The 11,858-nt window shown below is 69.6% G+C and carries 8 protein-coding genes; 2 read left to right on the top strand and 6 right to left on the bottom strand.

From position 1 onward, the window contains the following. Positions 1 to 206 precede the first annotated feature (206 nt). The 4 genes from ABU113_RS02655 to rmuC all read right to left on the bottom strand — a co-directional run bounded on the left by ABU113_RS02655 (position 207) and on the right by rmuC (position 5,898). Entirely contained in the window at positions 207 to 596 is a 390-nt protein-coding gene (locus ABU113_RS02655; protein ID WP_454557924.1) for a VOC family protein, read from the bottom strand. A 45-nt stretch (positions 597 to 641) separates the two neighbouring features. Then, complete coding sequence (recA, locus tag ABU113_RS02650; protein ID WP_454557923.1) at positions 642 to 1,706, bottom strand: recombinase RecA; 1,065 nt, start codon at positions 1,704 to 1,706, stop codon at positions 642 to 644. Positions 1,707 to 1,851: 145 nt separating this feature from the next. Continuing rightward, positions 1,852 to 4,347 (bottom strand): ATP-binding protein, encoded by a 2,496-nt coding sequence (locus ABU113_RS02645; RefSeq protein ID WP_454557922.1) that lies wholly within the window; start codon positions 4,345 to 4,347, stop codon positions 1,852 to 1,854. Between the two features lie 114 nt (positions 4,348 to 4,461). After that, complete coding sequence (gene rmuC / locus ABU113_RS02640; RefSeq protein WP_454557921.1) at positions 4,462 to 5,898, bottom strand: DNA recombination protein RmuC; 1,437 nt, start codon at positions 5,896 to 5,898, stop codon at positions 4,462 to 4,464. 160 nt (positions 5,899 to 6,058) lie between these two features. Between rmuC and ABU113_RS02635 the strand changes: the two genes are divergently transcribed. Together ABU113_RS02635 and ABU113_RS02630 are read left to right on the top strand one after the other, a co-directional pair. After that, positions 6,059 to 7,003 (top strand): SMP-30/gluconolactonase/LRE family protein, encoded by a 945-nt coding sequence (locus ABU113_RS02635; protein WP_454557920.1) that lies wholly within the window; start codon positions 6,059 to 6,061, stop codon positions 7,001 to 7,003. Between the two features lie 156 nt (positions 7,004 to 7,159). Next, positions 7,160 to 8,311 carry a GGDEF domain-containing protein gene (locus ABU113_RS02630; protein ID WP_454557919.1) on the top strand — a complete coding sequence of 384 codons (1,152 nt, stop codon included), beginning with the start codon at positions 7,160 to 7,162 and terminating at the stop codon, positions 8,309 to 8,311. Positions 8,312 to 8,339: 28 nt separating this feature from the next. Here ABU113_RS02630 and pheT read toward each other — a convergent pair whose 3' ends face one another. Both pheT and pheS read right to left on the bottom strand, forming a co-directional pair. Beyond that, entirely contained in the window at positions 8,340 to 10,718 is a 2,379-nt protein-coding gene (pheT, locus tag ABU113_RS02625) for a phenylalanine--tRNA ligase subunit beta (protein ID WP_454557918.1), read from the bottom strand. Continuing rightward, complete coding sequence (gene pheS / locus ABU113_RS02620; RefSeq protein WP_454557917.1) at positions 10,715 to 11,791, bottom strand: phenylalanine--tRNA ligase subunit alpha; 1,077 nt, start codon at positions 11,789 to 11,791, stop codon at positions 10,715 to 10,717. Before pheS ends, pheT begins: the two co-directional genes overlap by 4 nt. Positions 11,792 to 11,858 lie beyond the last annotated feature (67 nt).

Genomic DNA, 11,858 nt, shown 5'->3' with positions numbered 1-11,858 from the left:
GCGCGCGAAGACGACCGCTTGGTCCTGTGTGAGCCGGTCGGAGACGAGTTCACCGCCCCCCCGCGCGAAGTCGACCGTCGCCATGGCGTACACCCGACCCCAGCCCCCCGACCTCAGGCCCCAGACCACTCAGGCCCCAGACCACTCAGGCTCCCGAACCACTCAGGCTCCCGAACCACTCAGGCACCGCCTTCCGCGGCCCGCCCTCAGGCGTCCGCGTAGCAGACCGCGTTCAGCTTGTTGCCGTCGGGATCACGGACATATCCGGCATAGAAGGAGGGTCCGTAATGGGGTCGCAGGCCCGGCGCGCCCTCGCAGGTGCCGCCATGGGCCAGCGCGGCGGCGTGGAAGGCGTCCACCGTCGGCCGGTCCGGCGCCAGCAGCGACACCATGGTGCCGTTGCCCGCACCCGCCGGTTGGCCATCGAAGGGCCGGCACACCCACAGGGTCGGCTTCAGGCCGCCGTCATAGACGCCCCAGCCGGCGAACTGGTCGTCGGTGTGGAAGCGCGTGTGCCCCAGGGGCGCGAGCACCGCGTCATAGAAGGCGATGGCGCGCGCCATGTCATCGGCGCCGAGCGTCACGTAACTGAACATGCCGACCCCTTTCGCGCGGCGTCTCCCGCCGCCCCGACGTCACCCTCAGATGTCGTCGTCTTCTTCCGGCGAGGCCATCAACGCTTCCGACACCAGGCCGGCGTTGCGACGGATGGCGGCCTCGATCTGGTTGGCCATGTCGGGATTCTCGGTCAGGAACTTCTTGGCGTTCTCGCGACCCTGGCCGATGCGCTGGCTGTCGTAGGAGAACCAGGCGCCCGACTTCTCCACCACCCCGGCCTTGACGCCGAGATCGAGGATCTCGCCGGTCTTGGAGATGCCGGCGCCGTACATGATGTCGAACTCCACCTGCTTGAACGGGGGCGCCAGCTTGTTCTTCACCACCTTGACCCGGGTGGTGTTGCCGACGATGTCCTCCCGGTCCTTGATCTGGCCGGTGCGGCGGATGTCGAGGCGGATCGACGCATAGAATTTCAGCGCGTTGCCACCCGTGGTCGTCTCCGGGTTGCCGTACATCACGCCGATCTTCATGCGCACCTGGTTGATGAAGATCACCATTGCCCGCGACTTCGAGATGGAGCCGGTCAGCTTGCGCAGCGCCTGGCTCATCAGGCGGGCCTGCAGGCCGACATGGCTGTCGCCCATCTCGCCCTCCAGCTCCGCCCGCGGCGTCAGCGCCGCCACCGAGTCGATGACCAGCACGTCGATGGCGCCGGAGCGGACCAGCGTGTCGGCGATCTCCAGCGCCTGCTCGCCGGTATCCGGCTGCGAGATCAGCAGCTCGTCGATATTGACGCCAAGTTTGCGGGCATAAATCGGGTCGAGGGCATGTTCAGCGTCGATGAACGCCGCCGTTCCACCCGCCTTCTGGGCTTCCGCGATGGCGTGCAGCGCCAGCGTCGTCTTGCCCGAGGACTCCGGACCATAGATCTCGATGATGCGGCCGCGCGGCAGGCCGCCGATGCCCAGCGCCATGTCGAGGCCCAGCGACCCGGTCGACACCGCCTCGATCTCGATCCCCGTCGAGCGCTGGCCGAGCTTCATCACCGAGCCCTTGCCGAACGCGCGATCGATCTGCGCCAATGCCGCTTCCAACGCCTTCGACTTGTCCATATCGTCCTTCTCGACCACCCGGAGCCCTGCTGCCATCGTCTTGTCCTCTCGCATAGAGTTTAGCGGCACTGAACGCAATGCGGTCTTTGTACGCCATTTGTTCTCACACGCAAGCGGCATCGTTAACTGGTTGATTTTCGTTTAAAATTTACGGTTTGTTCCGGATTTGATCCGGCCCGAATCAACCGGCGTCCGTGTCGGCCGCCGCCGGTACGCGCGCCAGCGCCTCGCGCACCGCCTCCGCCAGTTGCTGGACCGAGAAGGGCTTGGGCAGGAAGGCGACATCCGGCACGTCGATCGAGCGGCGCAGCTGTTCCTCGGCGTAGCCGGAAATGAAGATGATCCGCAGATCGGGGTAGCGCTGGCGGGCATGGCCGACCAGCGTCGGGCCGTCCATCGTCGGCATCACGACGTCGGAGATCAGCAGGTCGACCGGCTCGGCCCGCGCCTCCAGCAGCTCCAGTGCTTCCTCGCCGTTGGTGGCGGTCAGCACCTCGTAGCCCTTGCGTTCCAGCGCCCGCTTGGCGACCGCGCGCACCATTGCCTCGTCTTCCACCAGCAGCACCGTGCCCCGGCCCCACAGGTCGGGCACCGGCTCGGCCGCCGCCGCACCTGGCGGCTGATCGGATGCCGCCGCCGGCTGGGGCGTTTCCGCCGCCGCGTGGACCGGCAGATAGAGAATGAAGGTGGTGCCGCGGCCCAGCTCGGATTCGGCGAAGATGAAACCGCCGGTCTGCTTCACGATGCCATAGACGGTCGACAGCCCGAGCCCGGTGCCCTTGCCGACCTCTTTGGTGGTGAAGAACGGCTCGAAGATTTTTGACAGGTTCTCCGGCGGAATGCCGCAGCCGGTATCGCTGACCGCGATCACCACATAGTCGGCCGGCGGCATGATCTCGTGGCCAAGCCGGCGGACCTCCTCCGGTCCCACCTGGGAGGTGCGGATGGTCAGTTCCCCGACGCCGTTCATGGCATCGCGTGCGTTGACCACGAGGTTGACGATCACCTGCTCCAGCTGGCCGGGATCGACCCGCACCGGCCCCAGGTTGCGGCCGTGGTTGATCCTGAGGCTGATGGTCTCGCCGATCAGCCGCTTGAGCAGATTGGACAGCTCGGCCAGCACGTCGGTCACCTGCAACACCTGCGGCCGCAGCGTCTGCTGGCGCGAGAAGGCCAGCAGCTGGCGCACCAGGTTGGCGGCGCGGTTGGCGTTCTGGCGAATCTGGTTGAGGTCGCCGAAGTCGGCGTCGCCGGGCGCGTGGCGCAGCAGCATCAGGTCGCAATAGCCGATGATGGCGGTGAGGATGTTGTTGAAGTCGTGCGCCACGCCGCCGGCAAGCTGGCCCACCGCCTGCATCTTGGTGGCCTGGGTGATCTGCTGCTGCAGCTTGCGCTGCTCGGCGTCATCCCACAGCGCCAGCACGGCGGCCGCCTCGTGCAGGCCGGTGACATGCAGCACCGACATGCGGATGGAATCCTCCGGCCGGCCGCGCAGCCGCACCTGGAGGTCGCGCGACTTCAGGTGCCCCAGTGCCACCCGGCGCACCACGTCGGCGACCATCGTCGCGTCTTCCTCGTGCACCAGTTCGCTGGGGTAGAGCAGATCGCCGGGGGTCGCCACCCCCGCCGCCGCGCAGAAGCCCGGCGCCATGTGCAGGAAACGGCTGTTGTGGTCGACGGTCGCCAGACCCAGCGGCAGGCTGTCCAGCAGCGCATCGATCGCCCGGGTGGTCTGGGTGGCATCGGCCACCGTTCGCTCGGCGCCGGCAATCAGCGCGAACAGATAACCCTCCGCCTCCACCTCGCCCGCCGGAACGATCGGCAGCTCCACCAGCCGCACCGGCATGCGCGCGCCGTCGACGGCGTTGAAATAGACCTGACGATCCTCGGAAACGGCCACCATGGCGGCGATGTCGCTGCCTGGCATCTGATCCATCGACAGCTGTCGCCACGCGGCGGTGGTGGCGTTGACGGCCAGGACGCGGCCGCTGGCGTCCGTCACGATGGCGCCGACACCGGCACCGGCCAGCCAGGCGCCGACATGACCGGCGACCGCGGTCACCGTCGCCGACAACGTCGATTCCATGTCCGCCGGCGACACCTGCCAGATCAGATGCTCGCCCGGATCGCCCGCCGGTCTGCAGACCACCCGCAAGGCCACCGGCCTGCCCTCGCCGCCGCGGTAGATCACCGTCTCGCCGACACCGGCACTGCGGGCCAGCTCGCCGGCGGCGACAAGCGGCGAGCCTTCCTCGCCGGCGCCGCCGTCAAGATGGAAGGGCGAGGGATAGCCGCCGCAGCGCTCGCCATAGGCCTCGTTGGCACACACCAGGTTGCCGGCGGCATCGGTAACGGCAATGGCCTCGTCGCGCGCATCGATCGCGGCACGCACCAGCGCCCGGCTGACCGCGCCACCGCCGCGCCGCTGCTGGCCGGTGGACCAGGCATAGGCCACCGCGACGGCACCGACGATCAGGCCGGCATAAAGGATGGTCACTTCCCACAGGCCGGTGCCCCAGCCGATCAGCGCCGCCGAGGCCATGCCCATGACAATGGCCAGCGCCGCCGACACCCCCAGCTGGCGCGAGGCATGGGCCGCCGGCGGCCCCTCCATCGGGTCCGGCAGGTCGAGACTGTCAGCCTCGCCCAGCAGCCAGCGGGTCATTGCCATGGTCATCGTCGCGCGCGATCGTCGGTCCTCATCGTCAGGCGACCGTCGCTGCAACCGCGCCCGGCGTCAAGTCCGCGCCATCGGGCCGGCCACGGTCGGAACGCCCGACACACCCGGCGTCTATTCCGCCGCATCCGGCACGGCCGGCGCCGTCAGCCGCAGATCGCGGCCGGGGTCCGGCAACCGCACCGCCGGCTCCACCTTGTCGATGGCCGGCAGCGGCTCGGCGGCGCCATCCTCCAGTTGCAGTTCGGCGAACTTGCGCGCCTGGGGCATCACCCGCGCCTCCAGCGAGGCGACGAAGCCGTTGTAGCGGTTGACCGTCTGCGACAGGCTCTTGCCCAGCGCCGTGATGGCATCCCCCATGCCGGCCATGCGCTTGTAGAGTTCCTTGCCCAGGCCGCCGATCTCGCGCGCCTGCACCGCCAGCTTCTCCTGCCGCCAGACATGGCTGACGGTGCGGGCGATGGCGATCAGGTTGGTCGGCGTGGCGATCAGCACCCGCTTGCCGAAGGCATATTCCCACAAGCCGGGGTCGGCCTCCAGCGCGGCGGTGACGAAATGCTCGCCAGGCACGAACATCACCACGAAGTCGGCGGTGTCCTTGAACTGGTCCCAGTAGCGCTTGGCGCCTAGCTGGTCGGCGTGGACCTTCAGCGCGCGGGCATGCGCCGCCAGATGGGTGGCGCGGCTGGCCTCGTCGGGCGCGTCCATGGCTTCCAGGAACGCCGTCAGCGAGGTCTTGGCGTCCACCACCAGCGAGCGGCCGCCGGGCAGGCGGATCAGCACATCGGGCCGCAGCGCGCCATCGTCGGTGCCGACATGCACTTCGGTCTGGAAATCGACGTAGGCGGCAAGGCCGGCCATCTCCAGCACATTCTTCAGCTGTTGTTCGCCCCAGCGACCGCGCGCCTTGGGCGCCGACTTCAGCGCGTGCACCAGCCGCACCGTCTCCGCCCGCAGCTGCGCCTGGTCGGCGAGCATCGACTGGAGCTGGCCGGAAAGGCCGCCATAGGCCTCGGCGCGCGCCTTCTCGATTTCGGCGAGATTGGTCTCATAGCGCCCCAGCGTCTCGCGCACCGGCCCCAGCAGCGATTCCAGCTCGGCCTTGTTCCTGGCAAGCTCCTCCGCCGATCCGGCCCGGTGGCGCGCCAGCGTCTGGTCGGCCAGCGTCAGGAACTGCTGCTGGCTCTGTTGCAGCGCGCTGTTGGCCAGCGCCTCGAAATCCTGCAGCAACTGCGCCTTCTGTTCCGTCAGCGCCCGCTCGCGCTCCGCCAGCTGCGCCTCCAGGGCGGCAAGCCTGGTCTGCGCCGCCATCCGCTCGCCCCGTTCCGCCGCCAGCGCCGCGTCCAGCGCGTCCACCCGGGCGGCCTTTTCCTGCTCGGCCCGCAGATCGCCGATGGCCCGTACGAAGCGCTCGTGTTCAGCCTGTGCCTCGGCGGCGCGGGCGTCCCGCTCGGCGCGCGTCTGCGCCAGCGCCCGGCCCCACAGCAGCCAGCCGGCGCCCGATCCTACAACCAGTGCGGCACCCGCCGCGAGAATCAGCCAAAAGAACATAAGACGAACATCTACCCCACGGACAGGCTTGTAGGAAAGCGGAAAATGACGCCCCGTGTCATCCCCCCCCGCCGGCGCCCATTGCCGGCGCGGGGCCGGCGCGGCACGCTGGCCGGCAGCCATCACGGGGCAACCATAGCGGGGGATGAGATCGATGGACATGGAGAACAGGTCCGACGAGCCGGCGCTGGCCGCCGGCATGGAGATCGTCGCCGAGGGGCTGGGCTTCCCCGAAGGGCCGGTATGGCTGGCCGACGGCAGCGTCGTCGTCGTCGAGATCAAGACCGGCCGGATCACCCGACTGTGGCCCGATGGCCGCCGGCGGGTGGTGGCGACGCCGGGCGGCGGCCCCAACGGCGCCGCGCTGGGGCCCGACGGCAAGCTCTATGTCTGCAACAACGGCGGCTTCGAGTGGCCCGACCATGGCGGCCTGATGGTGCCCGCCGGTGTCGCCGCCGACTACGAGGTCGGCCGCATCGAGCGCATCGACCTCGACACCGGCGCCGTCGAGCGGCTGTACGATCATGTCGACGGCCGGCCGCTGTCGGGCCCCAACGACATCGTGTTCGACGCCCAGGGCGGCTTCTGGTTCACCGACCTCGGCAAGGTCCGCGCCACCGGCACCGACCATGGCGGCATCTACTACGCCCGGGCCGATGGCAGCCTGATCCGCGCCGCGCTCTACCCGCTGGGCGGCCCCAACGGCATCGGCCTGTCGCCGGACGGCCGCACCCTCTATGTCGCCCAGACCCACGAGCGCAACCTGCTGGCCTTCGATGTGGTGGCGCCGGGCGAGCTGGCGCCGCCGGGGCTGGTGCCGGGCCGGGTGGTCGCCTCCTTCCCCGGCCATACCCTGCTCGATTCGCTGGCTGTCACCGCCAGCGGCAATATCTGCGTCGGCACGCTGGTGGAGCGGCCGGGCATCGCTAGCGTCGACCCGGCGACCGGCGCCATCACCTGGCACCCCTTCCCCGACCTGCTGACCACCAACATCTGCTTCGGCGGGACGGACATGCGCGATGCCTGGGTCTGCCTGTCCACCACCGGCAAACTCGCCCGGGTGCGCTGGCCGGAGCCCGGCCTGCGGCTGGCGCCGCAACGCTGAACCGGCTGCGCCCGATCGCCGCTGGCGGGCCTTACGGCCCGTGCCGCTCATTCCACGTTAAGGGAGTTGCGTTAACGATAAACGCCACACGAATCGCTCCCGATGCATCACGCCCCCGTTGCATCGCCTCGGGACCGGTCGGAGTCGGGTGTGCGCGTGCCGAATACAGAAGCTGCCTCGCTGAAAGAATATGGCCGCCGCCGGGCGTGGCGCGATCTCTACGCCCGCTCCCTGGTTGGCATTCCCTTCTACCTCGCCGGCTGCCTGGTGCTGATCTGGACCGGCGACCTGCTGACCCGGAGCCCGTCGGAAGCGATCATCGTGGTGAGCGTGTTCGCGATCCTGCTGCTGGCGCGGCGCTGGCACCGGGCACCGCTGGGCGCGCTCGAACCGGCACTGGCGCGCTGGGAGAAGCGACACTGGGCGCTGATCCATATCGGCTCGCTGGCCTGGGGCCTGATCGTCGTCCGGCTGGGACTGGTCGAAGCCGCCCCCACCCCGCCGGTGCTGATCGCCATCATCTGCTCGGTCGCCTATGGCGCCGCCACCAGCCCGACCTACGCCATGAAGCCACGCATGGCCCTGACCAGCGTCGCGCTGCTGTTCCTGCCCGCCATCGTCGTGCTGTCGCTGGCCGTGCCATCGCTGCGGCCGTTCATGCTGACACTGGCGATCTTCGGCATCTACGTGCTGCTGTCGCTCAAGCGCTATACCGCCGAGTACGGCCACCAGCTGGAGATCGAGTACGCGCTCATCGAAAGCCGGCGCGAGATCGAGCAGCTGTCGCTCACCGACGCGCTGACCGGCCTTGGCAACCGCCGGCGCCTCGACCTTGCATGGCACCAGGCCTGGCACGAGGCCCGCCGCCAGCGCACGCCGCTGGCGCTGCTGATGATCGACCTCGACCATTTCAAGCAGATCAACGACACCCACGGTCACCAGGCCGGCGATCATTGCCTCGCCCATGTCGCCAGCCTGCTGCGCGATCATTTCCGCCGCGAGACCGACCTCATCGCCCGCTTCGGCGGCGAGGAGTTCGTCGTCGTCATCCACGCGCCGGCGAGCCAGGCCCTGCCATCGGCCCACCGCTTCCTGACGCTGCTGCGCGAAACCCCGGTGATCTGGAATGGCGAGGCCATCCGGCTGACCGCCAGCATCGGCGTCGCCGAGGTCGATTTCGACTTCGACGTCACCCCGGACGTGACGCTCTACCGCGCCGATCAGGCGACCTACGCCGTCAAGCACGCCGGCCGCGATGCCGTGCGGCTGGCCTCCAGCGAGGATGACCGGCTGCCCGAGCAGGTCTGAGCCGCCCCAGGCAACCCGCCGTTCAGGCTCAGCCGCGCAGGGTCGCGCCCACTTTGGCCGCCGCGGCGACGATCCTGGCCGACAGCGCGTCGAGATCGGCCTCGGTAAAGCTGGCCGCCCCCGGTTGCAGCGTCACCGCCACCGCCAGCGACTTCATGCCCGGTTCGACGCCGGCGCCCTGGAACACGTCGAACAGTTCGACCGCCGTGATCGCCTGCTTGTCGGCGCCCCTGACCGCCTGCACCAGCCTGGCGGCTTCCAGTTCGGCCTTGACGATGAAAGCAAAGTCGCGGCTCACCGGTTGCAGGTCGCTGGGCGCATATTTCGGCCGCGCCCGCCTGACCGCCTTGGGCGCTGGAATGGCGTCGAGATAGACCTCCACCGCCACCACCGTGCCCTTGATGTCGAGCGCGCGCGCCACCGCCGGATGCAGCTCGCCGAAATGGGCCAGCGGGTTGCGCGGATCGAGCCGCAGCGAGCCCGAGCGGCCGGGGTGGAACCAGCCCGGCGCGTCCGCCGTGGTCTGCACGCGGTCGACCGGCGCGCCGGCCGCCTCCAGCACCGCCAGCGCCTCGGCCTTGGCGTCGTAGACGTCGAAGCCGGTCGCGGCCCCGGTCTGCCAGTGACGACCGCCCTTCTCGCCGGTGGCGACCAGCGCCAGCGTCGGGCGTTCGCCATCGGCGAGGTATCGCTTGCCGACCTCGAACAGCCGGATCGTCGTGGCGCCGCGATCGCGGTTGCGCGCCGCCGCCCGCACCAGCCCCGGCAGCAGCGACGGCCGCATCACGGCAAGTTCGGCCGAGATCGGGTTATCCAGCGTGTGCGTGCCACCGCCAAACGGTGCCGCTTCGGCCGGCGCGACAAAGCTCCAGGTCACCGCCTCGTTGAAGCCGCGCGCGGCGGCCGCCCGGCGCGCCCGACGCGCCCGCAGCTGCGCCAGCGTCGCCGTCGGCCGCGCCACCCCGTCCGGGCGCGGCAGCGGCGTCGACGGCACGGCGTCCAGCCCCACCAGCCGCAGCACTTCTTCCACCAGGTCCGGCTCGCCATCAACGTCGCGCCGCCAGCTCGGCACCCGCACCGACCAGACGTCACCGTCGCCCTCGACGGTGAAGCCGAGCCGGGTCAGGATGTCGCGCTGGGTGCCGGCGTCGACATCGACGCCACCCAGGCTCGCCACCCGGGCCGGGCGATAGCTTACCACCTTGTCGCACGCCGGCACGGCGCCGGCGGTGGTGACGGCCGAGGCCTCGCCGCCACACAGGTCGAGGATCATCCGCGTCGCCAGCTCCATGCCCGGCGCCACGAAGGCGGGGTCGATGCCGCGCTCGAAGCGGGCGCGCGCGTCCGAGGTCAGGCCGAGCCTGCGGCCGGTGGCGCCAATGCGCACCGGGTCGAACCAGGCGCACTCGATCACGACGTCGGTGGTCGCCTCGGTGCAGCCGCTGTGCTCACCGCCCATGACGCCGGCGATGCCGTGCGCCACCGCGTCGTCGGCGATCACCGTCACCGACGGGTCGAGCGTGTAGCTCTTGCCGTTGAGGGCCAGCAGCTGCTCGCCCTCGCCCGCGCGCCGGGCGGTCAGCCCGCCGGTGAGCTTGGCGAGGTCATAGACGTGCAGCGGCCGGCCGCGATCGATCATGACATACTGGGTGACGTCGACCAGCGCCGAGATCGGCCGCAGGCCGATGGCGGTCAGCCGCTTGCGCAGCCAGTCCGGCGACGGGCCGTTGGTCACCCCGCGCACCAGCCGGCCGAGAAAGGCCGGGCAGCCTTCCGTGTCGGTGATGGCGATCGGCACCGGGTTGGCGAAGACGCCCGCCACCGGTTCGACCGCCGGCGTTTTGAGGGTGCCGAGCCCGGCGGCCGCCAGATCGCGGGCAATGCCGGCGACACCCAGGCAGTCCTGCCGGTTCGGCGTGATGGCGACGTCGATGACCGGATCGTTGAGACCGATCCAGTCGACATAGCGCGCGCCCACCGGCGCGTCGGCCGGCAGGTCGAGGATGCCCTCGTGGTCGCTGGAGAGTTCCAGCTCGCGGCCCGAGCACATCATGCCCCGGCTCTCGACGCCACGGATGGCCGAGATCTTGAGGGTGACATCGAGGCCCGGCACATAGGCGCCGGGCGCGCCGAACACCGCCTTCATGCCCGCCCGCGCGTTGGGGGCGCCGCACACCACCTGCACCGGCTCGCCGGCGCCGGTATCCACCTTCAGCACCCTGAGCTTGTCGGCATTGGGGTGCGGTTCGGCCTCCAGCACATGGGCGATGGTGAAGGCGGCCAGCTTGTCGGCCGGGTTCTCGATGCCCTCGACCTCCAGGCCCAGACGCACCAGCGCCGTGGCGATGTCGTCGAGCGAGGCATCGGTATCGAGATGGTCCTTCAGCCAGGACAGGGTGAACTTCATGCCCCCACTCCCCCCGACAGCGTCGGAACGTCGAGAAAACTGAAACCGTAATGCCGCAGCCAGCGCAGGTCGGCGTCGAAAAAGGCGCGCAGGTCGGTCATGCCGTACTTCAGCATCGCCAGCCGGTCGACGCCACAGCCGAAGGCGAAGCCCTGCCACTCGTCGGGATCAAGGTTGCAGGCTTCCAGCACATGCGGATTGACCATGCCGCAGCCGAGAATCTCCAGCCAGTCGCTGCCCTCGCCGACCTTCAGCTCGCCACCGGACCAGGAGCACTGCACGTCGACCTCGGCCGACGGCTCGGTGAACGGGAAGTAGCTGGGCCGCAGTCGCATGGTCACATGGTCGACCTCGAAGAACGCCTTGACGAAGGTCTCCAGCGTCCACTTCAGGTGGGCCATGGTGATGTCGCGGCCGATCACCAGCCCTTCCACCTGATGGAACATCGGCGTGTGGGTGGCATCGGAATCGCAGCGATAGACCCGCCCCGGCGCGATGATCCGCAGCGGCGGCTTGCTTTCCAGCATGGTCCGCACCTGCACCGGCGAGGTGTGGGTGCGCAGCACATGCCGCTCGCCCTTGTCGTCGGGCGGGAAGTAGAAGGTGTCGTGCATCGCGCGCGCCGGATGCTCCGGCGGGATGTTGAGCGCGGTGAAATTGTGCCAGTCGGTCTCGATCTCCGGGCCTTCCGCCACCGAGAAGCCGAGGTCGGCGAAAATCTCGGTCAGCTCGTCCATCACCTGGCTGATCGGGTGGATCGACCCCCGGGGCGCCAGCGGCGGGTTCAGCGTCACGTCGACCCGCTCGCTGGCCAGCCGCGCGTCCAGCGCCGCCGTCTCCAGCGCCGCCTTGCGGTCGGTCAGCGCCGCCGTCACCTGCTCGCGCAGGCCATTGAACCGCGGGCCTTTGACCTGCCGCTCCTCAGGGCTGAGGCTGCCCAGCGTCTTGAGCAGCGCGGTGACGCTGCCGGACTTGCCCAGCGCCTTGACGCGGATGTCCTCAAGGTCGGCAAGGGTGCCGGCCGCCGCGATGGCGCCCAGCAGCTCGGTTTCGAGCGATTGGATATCGGTCATGATCTGGTCCAGACAAACGACAAGGGGTCCGCGCGACGCACGGACCCCTCAACGCTATACCGAGAAA

The sequence above is a fragment of the Parapedomonas caeni genome (assembly GCF_041060555.1).
Taxonomy (GTDB): Bacteria; Pseudomonadota; Alphaproteobacteria; order Sphingomonadales; family Sphingomonadaceae; genus CAUJIW01.
Note: the sequence above shows the minus strand (reverse complement) of the source record. Positions and strands in the feature narration are given on the sequence as shown.

Excerpts from the sequence above, each read along its gene's own strand:
- ABU113_RS02655 (WP_454557924.1), bottom strand. The coding sequence starts at position 596 with ATGTTCAGTTACGTGACGCTCGGCGCCGATGACATGGCGCGCGCCATC.
- recA (WP_454557923.1), bottom strand. The coding sequence starts at position 1,706 with ATGGCAGCAGGGCTCCGGGTGGTCGAGAAGGACGATATGGACAAGTCG.
- ABU113_RS02645 (WP_454557922.1), bottom strand. The coding sequence starts at position 4,347 with ATGACCATGGCAATGACCCGCTGGCTGCTGGGCGAGGCTGACAGTCTC.
- rmuC (WP_454557921.1), bottom strand. The coding sequence starts at position 5,898 with ATGTTCTTTTGGCTGATTCTCGCGGCGGGTGCCGCACTGGTTGTAGGA.
- ABU113_RS02635 (WP_454557920.1), top strand. The coding sequence starts at position 6,059 with ATGGAGAACAGGTCCGACGAGCCGGCGCTGGCCGCCGGCATGGAGATC.
- pheT (WP_454557918.1), bottom strand. The coding sequence starts at position 10,718 with ATGAAGTTCACCCTGTCCTGGCTGAAGGACCATCTCGATACCGATGCC.
- pheS (WP_454557917.1), bottom strand. The coding sequence starts at position 11,791 with ATGACCGATATCCAATCGCTCGAAACCGAGCTGCTGGGCGCCATCGCG.